Source organism: Caulobacter sp. FWC2 (assembly GCF_002742625.1).
Classification (GTDB): Bacteria; Pseudomonadota; Alphaproteobacteria; order Caulobacterales; family Caulobacteraceae; genus Caulobacter.
In genome coordinates this window covers 4,036,688-4,055,475 of the sequence record NZ_PEBF01000001.1, presented here as the reverse complement: position 1 = coordinate 4,055,475, position 18,788 = coordinate 4,036,688, and the positions used below count along the sequence as shown (strand labels likewise).

12 protein-coding genes are annotated in these 18,788 nt (G+C 67.3%); 9 read left to right on the top strand and 3 right to left on the bottom strand.

Annotated features, from left to right (window positions below):
* Positions 1-7 precede the first annotated feature (7 nt).
* From CSW62_RS19200 to CSW62_RS19190, 3 genes are all read left to right on the top strand, one after another.
* The gene (locus CSW62_RS19200) at positions 8-1,672 is read left to right on the top strand and encodes a copper resistance system multicopper oxidase (protein ID WP_099580579.1); all 1,665 of its coding nucleotides are present in this window, start codon (positions 8-10) and stop codon (positions 1,670-1,672) included.
* Complete coding sequence (locus CSW62_RS19195) at positions 1,669-2,445, top strand: copper resistance protein B (RefSeq protein WP_099580577.1); 777 nt, start codon at positions 1,669-1,671, stop codon at positions 2,443-2,445. The genes CSW62_RS19200 and CSW62_RS19195 overlap by 4 nt, the downstream gene beginning before the upstream one ends.
* A 95-nt stretch (positions 2,446-2,540) precedes the next feature.
* A complete protein-coding gene (locus tag CSW62_RS19190) occupies positions 2,541-4,133 on the top strand; it encodes a fatty acid--CoA ligase (RefSeq protein ID WP_099580575.1) in 1,593 nt (530 codons plus the stop codon).
* Between the two features lie 83 nt (positions 4,134-4,216).
* On the opposite strand, the gene CSW62_RS19185 is transcribed toward CSW62_RS19190, so the two are convergent.
* On the bottom strand, positions 4,217-6,502 hold the full coding sequence (locus CSW62_RS19185) for a beta-glucosidase (protein ID WP_099580573.1): 2,286 nt from the start codon (positions 6,500-6,502) through the stop codon (positions 4,217-4,219).
* 62 nt (positions 6,503-6,564) lie between these two features.
* Positions 6,565-7,608: a LacI family DNA-binding transcriptional regulator gene (locus CSW62_RS19180; RefSeq protein ID WP_099580571.1), complete on the bottom strand. Its 1,044-nt coding sequence runs from the start codon at positions 7,606-7,608 to the stop codon at positions 6,565-6,567.
* A 649-nt stretch (positions 7,609-8,257) separates the two neighbouring features.
* Between CSW62_RS19180 and CSW62_RS19175 the strand changes: the two genes are divergently transcribed.
* From CSW62_RS19175 to CSW62_RS19165, 3 genes are all read left to right on the top strand, one after another.
* Positions 8,258-11,374: a TonB-dependent receptor gene (locus CSW62_RS19175; RefSeq protein ID WP_199170642.1), complete on the top strand. Its 3,117-nt coding sequence runs from the start codon at positions 8,258-8,260 to the stop codon at positions 11,372-11,374.
* Positions 11,375-11,490: 116 nt separating this feature from the next.
* Entirely contained in the window at positions 11,491-13,044 is a 1,554-nt protein-coding gene (locus CSW62_RS19170; RefSeq protein WP_099580567.1) for a tryptophan halogenase family protein, read from the top strand.
* A 10-nt stretch (positions 13,045-13,054) separates the two neighbouring features.
* On the top strand, positions 13,055-14,605 hold the full coding sequence (locus tag CSW62_RS19165) for a tryptophan halogenase family protein (protein ID WP_099580565.1): 1,551 nt from the start codon (positions 13,055-13,057) through the stop codon (positions 14,603-14,605).
* Here CSW62_RS19165 and CSW62_RS19160 read toward each other — a convergent pair.
* Positions 14,602-15,219 carry a peptidylprolyl isomerase gene (locus CSW62_RS19160; RefSeq protein WP_369827498.1) on the bottom strand — a complete coding sequence of 206 codons (618 nt, stop codon included), beginning with the start codon at positions 15,217-15,219 and terminating at the stop codon, positions 14,602-14,604. The two genes, CSW62_RS19165 and CSW62_RS19160, sit on opposite strands and share 4 nt — an antisense overlap.
* 203 nt (positions 15,220-15,422) lie before the next feature.
* Between CSW62_RS19160 and CSW62_RS19155 the strand changes: the two genes are divergently transcribed.
* The 3 genes from CSW62_RS19155 to CSW62_RS19145 all read left to right on the top strand — a co-directional run bounded on the left by CSW62_RS19155 (position 15,423) and on the right by CSW62_RS19145 (position 18,742).
* Positions 15,423-17,087 carry an MFS transporter gene (locus CSW62_RS19155; RefSeq protein WP_099580561.1) on the top strand — a complete coding sequence of 555 codons (1,665 nt, stop codon included), beginning with the start codon at positions 15,423-15,425 and terminating at the stop codon, positions 17,085-17,087.
* Between the two features lie 90 nt (positions 17,088-17,177).
* Positions 17,178-17,768, top strand: a complete 591-nt coding sequence (locus tag CSW62_RS19150) for an RNA polymerase sigma factor (protein WP_099580559.1) — start codon at positions 17,178-17,180, stop codon at positions 17,766-17,768.
* Positions 17,732-18,742 carry a FecR family protein gene (locus tag CSW62_RS19145; protein ID WP_099580557.1) on the top strand — a complete coding sequence of 337 codons (1,011 nt, stop codon included), beginning with the start codon at positions 17,732-17,734 and terminating at the stop codon, positions 18,740-18,742. Before CSW62_RS19150 ends, CSW62_RS19145 begins: the two co-directional genes overlap by 37 nt.
* Positions 18,743-18,788: the final 46 nt, after the last annotated feature.

Below are 18,788 nucleotides of genomic sequence, written 5' to 3'. Positions count from 1 at the left end.
ATAGCGGATGATCGATCGAAGGACCTTGATGCGCGGCGCCCTGGGCCTCGGTGCGGTCGGCCTGCTGCCCGATTGGGCGCTGGCCAGCGAGGGCGCGCGGTCTCCGGTGGCTCTGTCGGGCGAGGCGATCAAGCTCACCGTCGGCCACGCCATGGCGAAGATCGACGGCCGCAGCGGCCACGCCGCGCTCGTCAACGGCACCATCCCCGGCCCGCTGATCCGGCTGAAGGAAGGCCAGCGCGTCCGCATCGCGGTGACCAACACGCTGGACGAAGACACCTCGATCCACTGGCATGGCCTGCTCGTCCCGTTCCAGATGGACGGCGTGCCGGGCGTCAGCTTCCCGGGCATCAAGCCGGGCGAGACCTTCACCTACGACTTCCCCGTCCGCCAGGCCGGGACCTACTGGTGGCACAGCCATTCAGGCCTGCAGGAGCAGATCGGCCACTACGGCCCGATGATCATCGACCCGGCGGGCGAGGACCCTATTCCCTATGACCGCGAGCACGTGGTGGTGCTGTCGGACTGGAGCTTCCTGCATCCGCACGAGCTGTACCGTAAGCTCAAGGTCAATGCCGGCCACTTCAACATGCAGAAGCAGACCGTGGCCGGTCTCCTCGCGGGCCAGGATCAGGCGCTAAAGGATCGCGTCGACTGGGGCCGGATGCGGATGGACCCGACCGACATCGCCGACGTCACCGGCTCGGTCTACACCTACCTCGTCAACGGCCACGGTCCGGGCGACAACTGGACGGGCCTGTTCTCGCCGGGCGAGCGGGTGCGGCTGCGGTTCATCAATTCCGCAGCCATGACGATCTTCAATGTCCGGATCCCGGGCCTCTCCCTGGAGGTCGTGGCGACCGACGGCCAGCCGGTCGTTCCGGTCGCCGTCGACGAGTTCCAGATCGCCCCGGCCGAGACCTTCGACGTCATTGTCCGTCCCATCGAGGACAAGGCCTTCACCCTGGTCGCGGAGGCCTCGGATCGTTCAGGGATGGCCCGCGCCACCCTGGCGCCGCGCCTGGGGATGTCCGCCGCCGTGCCGCCACTGCGCAAGCGTCCCCTGGCGACGATGACAGACATGGGCATGGGGAACATGCACCACGGGATGGACATGCCGGGCATGGACATGTCGATCCGGTCCCAGGCCAACGCGCCCAACGTGCCGCTGACGCCGGGCGTCCAGACGATCTCGCCAATGCCGATGGACCGCATGGACCAACCGCCGCAAGGGCTGGAGGATGTCGGCCACACGGTGCTGCGCTACGCCGACCTCGCCAACCTGCATCCGCCGACCGATCCGCGACCACCGGGCCGCACGATGGAGATCCATCTGACCGGCAACATGGAGCGGTTCATGTGGGCGTTCGACGGCGAGGCGTTCGGGCCCATCAAGAAGCCGATCGCCTTCCAGCGCGACGAGCGGGTCCGCGTGGTGCTGATCAACGACACCATGATGGCCCACCCGATCCACCTGCACGGCCACTTCTTCGAACTGGTCAACGGCCAGGACCGCCAGCCGCTGAAGCACACGGTCAATGTGGTGCCGGGCGGCAAGGTCGCCTTCGACCTGACGGCTAGCGAGCCCGGCGATTGGGCTTTCCACTGCCACCTGCTGCTGCACATGCATGCGGGGATGTTCAACGTCGTCACCGTGCGGCCGCTCGCATGATCGTCCTCCAGCACGAACATCATCAGCAGGCGCCGGACCCGCACGCCGGCCACGATATGTCGGCGATGAAGCCAGCCGCCGAGGCCAAGCCGCCGGCGATCCAGACCGACCACGCCGCCGAGCGCTTCTACAGTCCCGAGTCGATGGCTGCCGCCCGCGCCCAACTGATGAAGGAGCACGGCGGCATGGCGGTGTGGACCGTCCGCGCCGACACCCTGGAATACCGCGCGCGCGACGGCGCCGACGCCCAGGCCTTCGAGGGCGAGGCCTGGTGGGGAAACGACGCCTCCAAGTGGGTCGTGAAGGCGCGCGGTGAGCGCACCGACGGCGAAGGCTGGGAAAAGGGCGAGACCGAGGTGCTGAAGGCCTGGCCGGTCGGACCCTATTTCGATCTCCAGGCCGGGCTTCGCTACGACCTGGCGCCCAAGGGCCGGAGCTACGCGGCCGTCGGCTTCGAGGGCCTGGCCCCGTACTGGTTCGAACTGCAGGGGACCGTCTACCTGTCCGACCAGGGCAAGGTGTCGGCGCGGGGCGAGGCGTCCTACGACCTGCGCCTGACCCAGAAGCTGATCCTCCAGCCGCGCGTGGAGGCGGACCTCGCCGAAGCCGGCGCCGGCAAGCTCGAGGGTGGGCTTCGCCTGCGTTACGAGATCACGCGTGAGTTCGCGCCCTATGTCGGGATTGTGCGCGAGCGGGCGTTCGGTCCGGCCGTGGTCGCCGGCGAACGGGCCGGCAGCACGGCGGTGGTGATCGGCGTTCGCGCCTGGCGCTGACCCGTCGCCGAGATGAAGAGCTTGTCGCGAACGTAAGCCTGGCCCAACATCCGTTTGACTGGACATAGATCCGGACAACGAGGGAGTCAGGCGCGATGGCGGAAGCGATCGATTTCGACCGCATGCGGACCCTGGGCGACGTCGCCCGCTATCACGCGGAGGCGCGGCCGGAAGAGGTCGCCTTCAGCTTCGAGGGGCGCGACACGACCTTCGCCGACTTCGACCGGCATACCAGCCAGGTGGCCGCCGCCCTGATGGCCGCAGGGCTGTCGACCGGCGACCGCATCGCCTATGTCGGCAAGAACAGCGACCACTATTTCGAGCTGCTGATCGGGGCCGCCAAGGCCGGGGTGGTGACTACGCCGATCGGCTGGCGCCTGGCGGCGGCCGAGATTGCCTACATCGTCGGCGACAGCGAGGCCAGGATGGTCTTCGTGGGTCCCGAGCTGATCGGCCACATCGAGGCGGTCGCCGCCGAGCTGACCGACCGGCCTGTGGTCGTGGCCATGGAGGCGGACGGCGCGGGCCAGCATCCGAGCTTCCAAGCCTGGCGCGTCGCCCAGTCCGACGCCGACGCCCACAAGCCGATCGCGACCTCTGACATCGCCATCCAGCTCTACACCTCGGGCACCACGGGGCGGCCCAAGGGCGCGATGCTGACCCACGACAACCTGCTGGCCATGCGCCGCGCGGCGGCCAAGGATCCGCTGGACTGGAACCGCTGGGGACCGGACGACGTCAGCCTCGTCGCCATGCCGGTCGCCCATATCGGCGGCACCGGCTGGGGGCTCGTCGGCCTGCTGAACGGCGCCAAGGGCGTGGTGGCGCGCGAGTTCGATCCGTTCAAGGTGCTGGACTATCTCGAGAAGGACCACGTCTCGAAGATGTTCATGGTGCCGGCGGCGCTGCAGATCGTCGTGCGCCAGCCCCGGGCGCGCGAGGTCGACTATTCGCGCCTGACCCACATCCTATACGGCGCCGCGCCCATCCCGCTGGACCTGCTGCGCGAGTGCATGGAGGTGTTCGGCTGCGGCTTCGTCCAGCAGTACGGCATGACCGAGACGACCGGCACGGTCGTCTATCTGCCGCCCGAGGACCATGACCCGGCCGGCAACCAGCGCATGCGCGCGGCGGGCCTGCCGATGCCGGGCGTCGAGATCAAGGTGATCGACGAGGCGGGAAACAGCGTTCTGACCGGCGTGGTGGGCGAGGTCGCCGTGCGCTCACCGGCCAACATGGCCGGCTACTGGAAGCTGGCCGACGCGACCGCCAAGACCATCGACACCGACGGCTGGCTGCGCACCGGAGACGCGGGCTACCTCGACGAGGACGGCTATCTGTTCATCCACGACCGGGTGAAGGACATGATCATCTCGGGCGGGGAGAACATCTATCCGGCCGAGGTGGAGAGCGCCGTCTATGGTCATCCGCACGTGGCCGAGGTGGCGGTGATCGGCGTGCCCGACGACAAGTGGGGCGAGGCGGTCAAGGCGGTGGTCGCGGCCAAGCCCGGCGTGACCCCGGACGCCGACGACATCATCGCCTTCGCCCGTACGCGGATAGCAGGCTTCAAGGCGCCCAAGAGCGTGGACTTCGTGGCGGCCCTGCCGCGCAACGCCTCGGGCAAGATCCTGCGCCGGGAACTGCGGGCGCCGTACTGGGAAGGGCGCGAGCGGCAGGTGAACTAAAAAAGAGGGGCGTCGCGAACGACGCCCCGAGAGGGGAAGAGACTGACGGGTGCGGGGCAAGGGGTGGAAAAGCCCCGCCCCCCTCACTTACCTGTCGGGGAAACCGGCAGGCTCCGGGCCGCCAGGGTGACCTGGGCGGTGGAGGAGAGAGCCCGGGACGAAGAGCCCAGGGCGATGTCGTACTGGCCGGCCGCGATCGACCAGCCGTGGGCCTTGCTGTCCCAGACCGCCAGCAGGCGCGGGTCGACGCTCAGGGTCACGCGCTGCGTGGCGCCGGGGGCGAGGGAGACCTTCTTGAAGCCGGCCAGCCGCTTGGGCGCTTCCCAGCCACCAGCCTTCGGGGAGACGTAGACCTGCGGCACGTCCTTGCCGGCGCGGGCCCCGACGTTCTTGACGTCGAAGCTGACCGTGACCTTGTCGCCGGCGGCGCTGGCCGTGAGGTTGGCGTAGGCGAACTTGGTGTAGGACAGGCCGTGGCCGAACGGGAACAGCGGCTCGATCTTCTTGAGGTCGTACCACTTGTAGCCGACGGCGGCGCCTTCGAGGTTGTAGTCGACATCGAACATCTCGCCTTCGGGCTTGCCGACGCCGTCCAGCTTCGGACGCGGCAGGTCGGCCACGCTCCTGGGGAAGCTGATGGGCAGGCGGCCGGTGGCGTCGACCTCGCCGGTCAGGACGCGGGCGATGGCCTCGCCGCCTGACGTGCCCGGGAACCAGGCCTCGACCACGGCGCCGACCTTGTCGAGCCAGGGCATGACCACCGGACCGCCGGTGATCAGCACGACCACCGTCTTCTTGTTGGCTGAGGCCACGGCGTCGATCGTGGCCTCCTGGTTGCGCGGCAGGTTCAGGTCGAGCACGTCCTGCGACTCGGTGGTCCACTGGTCGGCGAAGACCACGGCCAGATCGCTGGCGGCGGCCAGCTTGGCGGCGCGGGCGGCGTCCGTACCGTCGTCGTAGACGACCTTGGCGCCGGGATAGCGGGCCTGCAGGGCCTTCAGCGGCGAGGACGGATAGTAGATCACCGGGCCCGGCCAGGTCGCCGGCTCAAGGCCTTTCACCGCGCGGCCGCCGACCGGATAGACCTGCGAGGAGCCGCCGCCCGACAGCACGCCGACGTCCGCGTGGGCGCCGATCACGGCGATGGTCTTGGCGGTCTTGGCCAGGGGCAGGAGATCGCCGTCGTTCTTCAGCAGGACGATGCCTTCCTCGGCGTCGGCCTGGGTGATCTTGGCGTGGGCGGCCAGGGTGGCGGCCGGCAGGTCGACCGGCGCCGGGTTGACCACCGGATGGTCGACGAGGCCGCTGGCGAACATGGCGCGCAGCACGCGGCGGGCCATGTCGTCGATGCGGGCCTGGCTCACCTTGCCGGCGGCCAGGTCGGCCTTCAGCGGCGCGGCGAAGAAGGGCTGCTTGTCGAAGGCGTCGCCGGCCGATTCCTGGTCGAGGCCGGCATTGGCCGCCTTGGCCGACGAGTGGTCGGCGCCCCAGTCCGACATGACATAGCCCTTGTAACCCCAGTCCTTCTTCAGGACGGTGTTCAGCAGCCAGTCGTTCTCGCAGGCATAGTCGCCGTTGACGCGGTTGTAGGCGCACATCACCGAGTGCGGGTCCGACTGCTCGATGGCGAACTGGAAGGCCAGCAGGTCCGAGGTGCGGGCGGCGGCGTCGTCGATGTTGCTGCTGACCACGAAGCGGCCGGTCTCCTGGCCGTTCAGGGCGTAGTGCTTGATCGTCGAGATGATGTGGTTGGACTGGATGCCCTTGATCTGGGCGGCGACCATCGCGCCGGCCAGCCAGGGATCCTCGCCGCCATATTCGAAGTTCCGACCGTTGCGCGGCTCGCGCATCAAGTTCACGCCGCCGGCCAGCTGGACGTTGAAGCCGGAGTCGCGGGCTTCCTTGCCGATCATCGCGCCGCCCTTGAAGGCGAGCTCGGGGTTCCAGGTGGCCGCGGTGGCCAGGCCCGAGGGCAGGGCGGTGCGCGGACGCAGGTCCTGGTGGCTGCCCTGGGTGGCGACGCCGACGCCGGCGTCGGTCTGCCACTGGCCGGGGATACCCAGGCGCGGCACGCCCGCGACATAGCCGGCCGAGGCGTCATGCGAGTCCTTGTGGCGCGTGTACTTCGGCTTCATGTCCGAGCCGAAGTAGCCAAAGATAACCGTGAACTTCTCGTCGTTGGTCATCGCCTTCAGCGCCAGGTCGGCGCGGGCGTCGGCGGAGAGCTTGGCGTTCAGCCACGCATGGGCCGGCTTGGCGGCGACGGGCTTCTTGGCGGCGTCGGCCAAGGCCGGAGCAGCGGTCAGCACTGAGGCAGAAGCGCCGATCAGCAGAGCGAGCCGCAGGCCCCGCCAGGTCGTCCGAGTCATGTTTCCTCCGTCGTGTTCTTCTTGGCGCCCCGCACGGCTCTCGGACCGGGTCGGGGAGGGGGTCAAGTCTTTCGCCGGGGCGGCGGGCCGCTCCGGGCTGGACCGGTGGACTCACGCACCACCAGGCTGTGCTGCGCGAGGAAAGGGGTGTTGGTCTTGCCGGCGCCTTCGTTGGCGCTCCAGGCGGCGAACGTGTGCATCGCGCGCAGGGCCATCTGGTCGAAGGGCTGGCGGATCGTGGTCAGGGTCGGCCAGATGACGCCCGCGATCGGGGCGTCGTCGAAGCCGACCACCGAGACGTCGTCCGGAATCCGCAGGCCCCGGCGCTGCACTTCCATGCAGGTGGCGGCGGCCATGTCGTCATTGGCGGCGAAGATCGCGGTCGGCGGATTGTCGATGTCCAGCAGCTGGCGGGCCGCGTCGAGACCGGTCTTGAAGGTGAACTCGCCGCCGACGATCAGCTCGGGCGCCGGGCGCGGCAGGCCCCGGGCGGCATAGGCCTCGAAGAAGCCATTGCGGCGGTGCGTGCTGGCGGCGTGGTCCGGGTGGCCGGCGATGTGGCCGATGCGGGTGTGGCCCAGCGAGAACAGGTGCTCGACGACCTCGCGCGCGGCGGCGCGGTCGTCCATGCCGATGGCGGGGAACTGCGGGTCGGGCGTGGTTGGCGTGATCAGCACGCAGCGCACGTCCAGCTCGCGCATCAGCTCCTTCATCGGGCCGAAGTCGCATTCCGGCGGCAGCAGGATCATCTCGCGGATGCCGCCGTCGCGGACGAAGGCGCGGACGCGGTCGGCCCAGCCGGGAATCGGGCCCTCGGACAGGTCGACCGACAGGTGGCGGCCGGTCTCGACGCAGGCCACCAGCAGGGCGTGGTGGACGCGGGTGTGGTAGCCGCCGGACGGGTCGCCCATCAGCACGCCCACAGAACCGGACCCCTGCGAGCGCAGGCTGCGGGCCACGGCGCTGGGCTGATAGTCCAGCTCGGTCATGGCCGCACGGACACGGTCGCGCGTCTTGGCGCTGACACTGTTGTGATCGTTGAGAACGCGGGAGACGGTCTTGGGTGAAACGCCCGCCCGTTCGGCCACGTCGGTGATCGTCGTCATGGGTTCCCGTATCCCCAACCGCCAAGCTTGTCGGCGCTACCCCACCAGCGAAAGGCGGCGTCCACAAGGCGGCTAACGTCCAAAGCCATAGTCCATGCTGTCCTGGATGTCATGACGTCAGGACAAAAATGGGTCAGAAAATCGAAGATAGAGGACATTTACAGGACATTTTCAGGAGGTCGTGTCGCGGTGCAGGCCGTTTGCGCGCGCCGCTTCCGGTTCGAGGACGGGGTTATGGTAGCGGTACAAACCCCTCTTGCGACACCGGTGTCTTGTTTTGGAAAAGCTCATTTAAAACAATGTTAAATCGAGGTGTATCGCTAGTCATCGCGCGCCCACCGGCCTGGCCGCATGGGCTCCAGGCCGTGACCGCGCCTAGCTAAAACCCTTGTCTCGCAGGAATGACAACGTTGACATTCTTGTTGACTTGCTCGGGACATTTGGAGAATGTGACGGCGTTCGAGGAAGGCGCGGGGCCGGACTCGAAAGTCCGGGCGCCGGGGCCGCCGAAGACCTTGTCCGATCGCGAGACATGCGACGGCCGGGTCCGCAAAAGCCTCAAACGTTTCTCGAAAGCCGCCGACAAGAGCGGCGGCGCGAGCGGCGGGCGGGCGTCCAACAAGAACGAACTATTTTGGGGAGCGAGGAATTGTCACAGGAAGCAAGGAAAGCCGTGCTCAAGCGCGGCCTGACGCTGGCGCTCGTCGCCGGCGCGTCGCAATTGGCTCTGGCCACCGGGGCCTTCGCCCAGGATGCGGCTCAGACCCAGGTCGAGGAAATCGTCGTCACCGGCGTCCGCGGCTCGCAACTGAAATCGGTCGACCTCAAGCGCAAGGAAACCTCGATCGTCGACGCCATCTCGGCGGAAGACATCGGCAAGTTGCCTGACGTCACCATCGCCGACTCCCTGCAGCGCATCTCGGGCGTGCAGATCCAGCGCAACGCCGGTGAAGGCGCCACCGTCAACATCCGCGGCCTGGCCCAGGTCATCACCCTGCTGAACGGCGAACAGTATCTCAGCGCCGGCAACATGGGCTCGGCCCAGCCGAACCTGCTGGACGTGCCCTCGCAGCTGATGAACCAGGTGCTGGTCTACAAGTCGACCAACCCGAAGAACGCCCTGTCGGGCGTGTCGGGCACCATCGACCTGCGCACCCGCCGTCCGTTCCAGTTCAGCAACGGCCTGACCATGACCGGCGCGGCCGAAGCCCAGCGCGGCGACCGCACCAAGAAGGACGACTATCTGGTCAACGGCGTCGTCAACTGGCGCAACGACAATGTCGGCCTGATGATCTCGGCCGCCAACAGCAAGTCGAACCTGGGCAACAACTCCTCGGGCGTCGTGGGCCTGTCGGGCAACAACGACTGGGGTGGCGGCGCCGCCAACAACTTCGTCTCGCCGCACGGCTTTGAGAGCTTCAACCGCGTCGTCGAGCGCAAGCGCCTGGGCGTCAACGCCTCGTTCGAAGCGCATCTGGGCGAGGGCTTCACCCTGATCGCCGAGGGCTTCTACGCCAAGCTCGACGAATACAACCGCGGCGCCGGCATCAACATCTCGAACCGCTGGGACGGCGGCGCCTTCGGCGTCTGGACCAAGCCGACCGCGTTCGAGACGACCGGCGTCAACAGCCCGACGGGCGGCAACGGCCGTCCTTGGGTGGCCGTCGACGAGTACGACATCGACGCCTGGTGGGTGAACTCGTTCACCGTCAACCGGGTCACCAAGTCCAAGACCAAGAACTACAATCTCGAACTGAACTACGACAACGGCGGTCCGTTCACCTTCGAGACCCGCGCCATCCGCGCTGACGGCAACCGTCTCAGCATGAACGGTCAGGCTCAGGGCGATCTGTCGAACTGGCGCTATGCCGACGGCCGCTTCAACCTGTTCCGCGACGCCAATGACCGCACCCGCGGCCCGTTCTATCCGAAGGCGATCTGCGACCAGTATCCGGCCACCCAGCGCAGCAACGCCATCTCTGGCAGCGCCGGCGGCTGCTACCTGAACCCGAACCCGCAGGGCTACGGCCAGAACCCGCAGTTGCACTACAACATCAGTGGCGACCACCCGGTGTGGAGCGGCTTCGACACCCCGATCTCGGGCGGTCTGGGCGCGGGCAAGTCCCTCAAGGACTACATGGCCAACAAGGACAGCTACGCGATCGGCGCGTTCTCGTCCGAGGGCAACAACGAAGTCGACTCGGACATGAACGTGTTCCGGGCCGATGGGCACTATAAGTTCGACGACAAGCTGCTGGGCTTCATCACCAAGGTCGACGCCGGCGTCCGCTTCAGCGACCGGTCGGTCAGCGTCGAGCAGTTCCACCTGTTCTCCAGCTTCTACGGCGGCACGCCGGGCGCGGTGCAGGCCAACGGCACGCCCGTGCCGGCGGGCGGCTGCGAAGCCCAGTGGAAGGCCATCGACGTCGTCATGAACCAGAACCAGTGCCAGGCGGGCGAGTTCGTGCCCGATCCGGTCACGGGCAAGCCGGTGTTCCAGGGCTATACGGTCAATAAGCCGACCAAGCTGTCGACCTACAACAACGCCATATGGGTCGACGATCTGGGCGGCGTCACCTCGGGCATGCCCGGCTTCTGGACCATTGATCCGCGCGACTTCGACAATGTCGAGGCCTTCCACAAGAAGGTGTTCGGCGGCGCCATCCGCGTGCAGGTGCCGGGCCAGACCTATGACGTGACCTTGAAGGAAGAGAGCGCCTTCGGCGCCTTCGACTTCGCGATCGGCGCCCTGAGCGGTAATTTCGGCGTCCACGTCATCCAGACCAAACTGGACGTGAAGCAGAACCTGACAGGCGACACCCGCAACTACGGCGACACCAATGCCGACGCGGGCGACCAGGTCACGAAGCGCAAGTACACTGACTGGCTGCCGTCGCTGAACGCGGTCTATGATCTGAACGAGCACATCAAGCTGCGCGCGGCCTACGCCAAGACAATGCAGCCGCTGGACCTGGGCAACTACGGCGGCGGTCTGTCGATCTTCACGGCCGACTGCGGCGCCAGCCTGCCGAACGTCCGCTGCGTCACTGGCGCCAGCGCCTCGGGCAACCCGAACCTGGATCCGTGGCGTTCGTCGAACATCGACGGCGCGGTGGAATACTACTTCGGTCGCGCCTCGATGCTGAACATCTCGGCCTTCAAGCTGAAGATCGACAGCTTCGTGACCGGCGGCCAGACGACCGGCCAGTTCCCCGACCAGGACGGCGTCATCCGCCGCACGGTCAATGTCAGCCTGCCCATCCAGGGCGATGGCGGCTCGGTGAAGGGTCTGGAAGTCGGCGCCAAGCTGGCCTTCAGCGACATCCTGCCGGACATGGGCCTGCTGTCGAACTTCGGCGTCGATACGAACTACACCTACTCGCCCAGCCACGAGAGCCGTCTGGACCTCGCGGGCGACGAGATCCCGTTCTTCGACAACTCCAAGCACCAGTACAACCTGGTTGGCTGGTACCAGGACGACAAGCTGCAGGCCCGGGTCGCCTACAACTACCGCACCGCGCGCCTGTCCGGCACGATGGGCGGCGGCGGCGACCGCGTGATCCCGATCATGCAGAAGGCCACCGGCTATGTGGATGTGAACGTCAGCTACAACGTCCGCGACAATGTCACGGTCTACTTCAACGGGTCCAACGTGACCGGCGAGATCGAGGACTACTACCTCCGCTTCGCCAAGGGGAAGACCCAGTACGCCAACCAGAACGAGTTCGAGCCCCGCTACACGCTGGGTATCCGCGCCCGCTGGTAAAAGATCCCTCTGACCTCCTGCGGCCGCCGTGGTTCTCCACGGCGGCTACCTTTTTGAGGGGCGAGCCGATAGCCTGAAGACAACCGGACAAAGACGCCGGAGTCGGGAGCAGAACGATGCAGGACAATCGAATCCGCAAGCTCGTGATCGTCGGCGGCGGCACGGCCGGCTGGATGGCGGCGGCCGCGCTGCGGCGGCACTTCCAGGGCGGCCCGCTCGAGATCACCTTGGTCGAAAGCGCCGAGATCGGCACGATCGGGGTGGGCGAGGCGACCATCCCCACCATCCGCGCCTTCTACAACCAGCTGGGCCTGACCGACATCGAGGTGATGCGGGCCACGGGGGCGACCTGCAAGCTGGGCATCCGCTTCAACGGCTGGGTCCGCGAGGGCCAGTCGTTCATCCATCCGTTCGGCCACTTCGGCCAGGACCTGCGCGGCGTCTCGTTCTACCACTATTGGCGCAAGCTCGCTCAGGCGGGCGAGCCGACCGACATCGCCGACTATTCGCTGGGCGCGTCGCTGGCCGAAGCGGGCAAGTTCATGGCCCCCAGCCGCAACCCCACCTCGACCCTGTCGATCTTCGACTGGGCCCTGCACTTCGACGCCGGCCTGTTCGCCCAGCTGATGCGCCGGGTAGCCGAGGAGAACGGCGTGCGCCGCATCGACGCCAAGGTCACCAAGGTCAATCTGCGGCCCGGAGACAGCTTCGTCGCCTCGCTGGACCTGCACACCGGCGAGACCATCGAGGGCGACTTCTTCATCGACTGTTCGGGCTTCCGTGGCCTGCTGATCGAGGAAGCCCTCCAGACCGGCTACGAGCATTGGAACGACGTGCTGTTCTGCGACCGCGCCTGGGCGGTGCAGAGCGAAGGTATGGGCGATCCCATGCCGTACACGGACGTCACCGCCCACAGCGCCGGCTGGCGCTGGCGCATCCCGCTGCAGCATCGCTACGGCAACGGCTATGTCTATTCCTCGCGCCACATCAGCGACGAGGACGCCCTGGCCGAGCTGAAGGCGGCGATCCCCGATCCCCTGCTGCACGAACCGCGCCTGATCCGCTTCAATCCCGGCCGCCGCAAGCAGGTCTGGAACAAGAACGTCATCGCCCTGGGCCTGGCCTCGGGCTTCCTGGAGCCGCTGGAAAGCACCTCGATCGCCCTGATCGAAACGGGCATCGAGAAGATCAAGACGCTGTTCCCGGACAAGGACTTCGCGCCCGAGGTCGTCGACGAGTTCAACGACTGGTCCCGGCGCGAGATGGAGCGCGTGCGCGACTTCATCATCCTGCACTACTGGGCCAACAAGCGCGGCGACACAGCCTTCTGGCGCGACTGCAACCAGATCGTGCTGCCCGAGCCCCTGCGGCGCAAGATCGACCTCTTCACCCAGCGCGGCCACTTCGTTCGCTACCGCTGGGAGATGTTCGCCCCGCCCAGCTGGATGGCGATCTATGCCGGCTTCGAGCTCTTGCCAGAGGCGGTGGACCCGTCGCTGGACGGTATAGACCCCAAGACCCTCAGCGCCCCGCTCGCCGAGATGCGCAAGGCCGTGCGCGAGGTGGTGGCCAACGCCCCGCCGCACGCAGCCTTCCTCGATCAGTATTGCCGACCCGCGCCCCCATCTCCGCCGAGCGCGCAAGCGCGCTCGGAGGTAGCGGCTGAGTAGGATCACACCGATGACCAACACCCATCCCAACGCCATCAGGAAGATCGTTATCGTCGGCGGCGGCTCGGCCGGCTGGATCTCGGCGGCGATGCTGGCCCACTACTTCAAGGATGGGGGCTGCGCAGTCGAGCTGATCGAGTCAGAGGAGATCGGCACGATCGGCGTCGGCGAGTCGACCATCCCGCCGTTCCTGCAGCTGATCGCCAGCCTCGGCATCGACGAGCGGGAGTTCATCCAGGCCACCCAGGCCAGCTTCAAGCTGGGCATCCGGTTCGAGGACTGGAAGCGGAAGGGCCAGCACTATTACCACCCGTTCGGCGCCATCGGCGGCCCGATCGGTCCGCACGAGTTCTATCAGTGCTGGCTGCGCGCCAAGGCCAACGGCCATCCGTCGGAACTGCAGGACTTCGCGCCCGGCACGGTGATGGCCGACCAGGGAAAGTTCATGCTGCCGTTCAAGGCCCAGCGGTCGCTGATCGCCGGGGCCAGCTACGCCCTGCACATCGACGCGCGGCTGATCGCCAAGTTCCTGCGCGACTTCGCCGAGACGCGGGGCGTCAAGCGCACCGAGGGCATCGTCACCGACGTGGTCACCCACTCGGATGGCTCGGTGGCCAAGGTGGTCATGAAGAACGGCCAGGAGGTCGAGGGCGACCTCTTCATCGACTGCTCGGGCTTCCGCGCCCTGCTGATCGGCAAGACCCTGGACGTGCCGTTCAACGACTGGTCGGACATGCTGCTGTGCGACCGCGCGGTGGTGGTGCAGACGCAGAATATCGGCGAACCGCACCCCTACACCCTGTCCAAGGCCGAAGACGCCGGCTGGCGCTGGCGCATCCCGCTGCAGCATCGAGCCGGCAACGGCTATGTGTTCAGCTCCAGGCATCTCAGCGACGACGAGGCGCGCGCCACCCTGGTGCGCAACGTCCAGGGTCCGATGCTGATGAATCCGATGTTCATCGCCTTCAAGACCGGCATGCGCCAGCGCCTGTGGGACAAGAACGTGGTGGCCGTTGGCCTCGCCGGCGGCTTCATCGAACCGCTGGAATCGACCGCCCTGCACCTGATCTATCGCGGCATGGACTTCCTGCTGCGGTTCTTCCCCGACCGCGACTTCAGCCCGGCCCTGGCGGCCGAGTACAACCGGCGCATGACAGCCGACTACGAGGAGATCCGCGACTTCATTGTGCTGCACTACTGCACGACCCAGCGCGACGACACGCCGTTCTGGCGCGATGTCCGCCAGGCGCCGATCTCCGAAACCCTCAAGGCCCGCATGGCGCTGTTCAAGGCTCACGGCGTGCTGCGCGAGGGCGTCGACGAGATGTTCCGCAATCCGTCCTGGCAGTCGGTCATGGAGGGCATGGGCGTGCGGCCCCAGCGTTACCAGCAACTGGCCGATACCGCGCCCTACGAGGTCATCACCCAGACCCTGGACCAGTCGAAGCCGATGCTGGCCGCCCAGGTCGCGGGCCTGCCCAGCCATGGCGAATTCCTGGCCGCGAACTGCCCCGCGCCACCCCCGGAACCCGTGGCCGCGCCGTTCAAGACGGTGGCTTAGAGCCGCTTCATCGAGATGATCTTCACCGGCGGGTTCAGGATCTGGCCCTTCATCGACGGCACGTCGGTGGCGCCGTCGGTGCGGCCGGCCAGGATCTTCTTCACGACGTCCATGCCCTGCACGACCTTGCCGAACACGGCGTAGCCCTGGGCGGCGTCGGACTTGCCCGGCTTGGCGTCGAGATAGGGCTGGGCGCTGGCGCAGATGAAGAAGTCGGCGGTGGCTGAGCCAGGCGCGTCGCGGCCCATCGAGATGGCGCCGGCCGTGTGCTTCAGGCCGGTCTTCAGCGTGCTCTCGTGGGCGATCGGCGGGGCGCGGCGGGAGTAGGGCTTGGGCTGGCCCTGGATCGAGCCGGCGCCGGGCGCGCCCTTGGCCCGGTTGGCGCGGAAGAACTGGCCGCCGTCGAAGCGGTGGCGATCGACATAGCTCAGGAAGTTGGCGGCCGTGATCGGGGCCTTCTTGTCTTCCAGCTCAACGACGATGGTCCCCTTGTCGGTCTCGATCGCCACGCGCGGCTTGCCGGCGGCGCCCCAAGCAGACGTGACAAGTCCCGAGGTCGAGGCCAGCACGGCGAGGGCGGCGCCGATCACGGCGCGGCGGACGATCTGGTTCATCGGAATCCCATCAAAGGTTCGCGCGGACCCTAGCCGATGGCGTGCGCCGAAGTCGACCGGGGGACCAAGTCAGGCAAATAGATGGTAGCGCTACCGAAAAAGCTTGATCTAAGAATCCCGTTCTCTGAGCTAGGCTCTCCTGGCGTTAGGTTTTGGGGCGACCGCGGGGGACACGCGGCGCGATCGAGGGAAGGGACAAGCTTATGGGGGCTGACAGCCAAGCCGCGCCCGCGTCGAAGCAGGGCAAGGGGCGCGACGTGCTGGTGATCGGGGCGTCGTCGCTCGGCACCGTGTTCGAGTGGTACGATTTCTATCTCTACGGCTCGCTGGCGGTGATCATCACCGGCCACTTCTTCTCGGGCGTCAACGAGACGACCGGCTTCATCCTGGCCCTGCTGGCCTTCGCCGCGGGCTTCGCGATCCGGCCGCTGGGGGCGGTGATCTTCGGACGGCTGGGCGACATCTGGGGGCGCAAGAACACCTTCCTGATCACCATGCTGCTGATGGGCGTCTCGACCTTCGTGGTCGGCCTGCTGCCGTCCTACGAGCAGATCGGCATCGCCGCGCCGATCGCCCTGGTCGTCATGCGCCTGGTCCAGGGCCTGGCCCTGGGCGGCGAATATGGCGGGGCCGCGACCTACGTCGCCGAGCACGCGCCGCCGGGACGGCGCGGCTTCTACACCAGCTGGATCCAGACCACGGCGACCGTGGGCCTGTTCCTGTCGCTGCTGGTCATCCTGGTCGTCCGCACCCAGCTGGGCGAGGAGGCGTTCAAGGCCTGGGGCTGGCGCGTGCCGTTCCTGGTCTCGCTTCTGCTGCTAGGCGTGTCGCTGTGGATCCGCCTGAAGCTGCACGAGAGCCCGACCTTCCAGAAGATGATCGCCGAAGGGAAGGGGACCAAGAAGCCGCTGGCCGAGGCCTTTGGCCAGTGGAAGAACCTCAAGGTCGTGCTGCTGGCCCTGTTCGGCCTGACCATGGGCCAGGCGGTGGTCTGGTACTGCGGCCAGTTCTACGCCCAGTTCTTCCTGGAAAAGACCCTGAAGGTGGACGGGGCCCTGGCCAACCTGCTGATCGCCAGCGGCCTGCTGATCGGTACGCCGTTCTTCGTGTTCTTCGGCTGGCTGTCGGACAAGATCGGCCGCAAGTGGATCATCATCGCCGGCTGCGTGCTGGCGGCGGCGACCTATTTCCCGATCTTCAAGGCGCTCACCACCTACGCCAACCCGCTGCTGGCCCAGGCGGAAGCCTCGGCGCCGGTGACGGTCTCGGCCGATCCGGCCACCTGCGCCTTCCAGTTCGATCCCGTCGGCAAGGCCAAGTTCAACACCCCCTGCGACGTGGCCAAGGCCTATCTGGCCAAGGCCGGCGTCACCTATTCGGTGCGAGAGGCCAGCCCGGGCGCGCCGACCACCGTTCAGGTCGGCGGCGTGACGCTGTCGGGCTTCGACGCCAAGGGGGCGACCGGCAAGGCCTTCGCCACCGCGCGCAAGGCCTGGGAGGCTGATCTGGGCGACCAGCTGAAGGTCGCCGGCTATCCGGCCAAGGCCGACAGCGCCCTGGTCGACAAGCCCAAGGTCATCGGCCTGCTGGCCCTGCTGGTGCTCTACGTGACCATGGTCTACGGCCCGATCGCGGCCATGCTGGTCGAGCTGTTCCCGACGCGGATCCGCTACACCGCCATGTCGCTGCCCTACCACCTGGGCAACGGCTGGTTCGGCGGTTTCCTGCCCACGACCTCGTTCGCGATCGTGGCGGCGACGGGCGACGTCTATTCGGGGCTCTGGTACCCGGTGATCATCGCCTCGGTGACCGCGGTTATCGGCGGCCTGTTCCTGAAGGACACGCGCCACAACGTGATCGACGATTAGGCAGCGGAACCTGGCAACCCGGCGGTCGTGTCGCCGCCGGGTTGCCATCGCGCCTTTAATCCGCTTGGCTGGACGTCGAGGGGAGCGTCGATGGCGCAAGAAGACGAAGACCGTCGCGCCTGGTTCAGGCGCGAAATCCTGCCGCTGGAGCCGGACCTGCTGGCCTATGCGCGTCGGTTCTGCCGCGACGGCCAGACCGATCCCGAGGACCTGGTCCACGACACCTTCGCCCGCGTTATCGCCTGCAAGACCTGGCGCGAGATCGGAAATCCGGGCGCTTTCGCCACCCGCATCCTGCGCAACTGCGCGCTTGATGCGCTGCGTCGCCGCAAGGTGCTGACCATCACCGCCGTCGCCGACTTCGACCGCATCGAACCGATCGATGAAGCGCCCACCGCGCAAATGATGCTCGAATCACGCGAGGAGTTGCGGCTGCTGGCCGACGCGATCGCCGAACTTCCGACTCAATGCCGACGCGTCTTCACGTTGAGAAAAGTTTACAGTCTCTCGCCTGAGGATATAGCGGTTCGGCTCGGGCTATCCGTCTCTACTGTTGAGAAGCATCTGGTGAAGGGCCTTCGGTACTGTTCCGACAAGCTGGGACGTCGTATCGGACGCAAGAGTAAGGTCGACGAAGGACGCTCATGGAGCGCGAAACGGGATCACGACGCGAAGCGGTGAGGCAGGCGGCCGCCCTCTGGGTGGTCAGGCTTGATGACCCTTCGTGCTCGGCCGCCGATCGCGCCGCCTTTGAGGCCTGGCGCGACGACAGTCACGAGCATGAAGCCGCCTATGAGCGTGAGGCCGTCGCCTGGTCGCGGCTGGAGCGCCTGCGCGCGATGCGTCCGGGCATGGAGCGTCCGGATCGCGACCTGCTGGCCGAGCGCCGCCCGGCTCTGCCCTTGGCGCGCGCGCCGTGGGCCCGAGGCATGGCCGCCGCAGCCGCCATCGCCCTGGTCGTGGCCGGCACGATGACCTTCGACGGCGGCACGGCCTACGCCACCGCCATCGGCGAGCGCCGGGTAGTTGTCCTCAGCGACAACAGCCGCATAGAACTGAACACCGACAGCAAGGTCATCGTCCGCTATCGCAAGGGCGTGCGCGAGGTGAAGCTGGTCCGGGGCGAGGCGGTGTTCGAGGCCGCCAAGGGCGACGTCCGCCCCTTCGTGATCAAGGCCGCCGATGCGGTCATGCAGGCCGACGGCTCCACCGAGATGGCCGTGCGCCTGCGCTCGGACGGCGCGGCCGTGACGGTCAAGCGTGGCGCGGTCGACCTCGACGCCGCCCCGGCCGAGCGCAAGGACGACCTGCGGCTGAAGGCTGGCGTCACCGCCATCTACAGCTCGGCCGGCAGCCGTTCCCATGCGGTGTCGGACAGCGAGATCGACCGGGCCTTGGCCTGGCGACAGGGCGCGATCGCCCTGAACGGCCAGTCGCTGGAACAGGCGGTGGCCGAGTTCAACCGCTACAACAAGCAGCAGATCCGTATCGCCGATCCGTCGATCTCAGGTCTGCGCCTCGCCGGCTATTTCCAGACCACCGAGCCCAACAGCTTCGTCAGCGCGGTGACCAGCGCCTTCCCGGTGCGCGCCGGCGCGGGCGCCGATGGCGCCATTCGCCTGTCGCGTCGCGCGGTCGCCGAAAAGGCGGGCTGAAAAAAGGTGGCTGAAAAAGTTTCCGGCCGAGTGGCGGAAACGATGA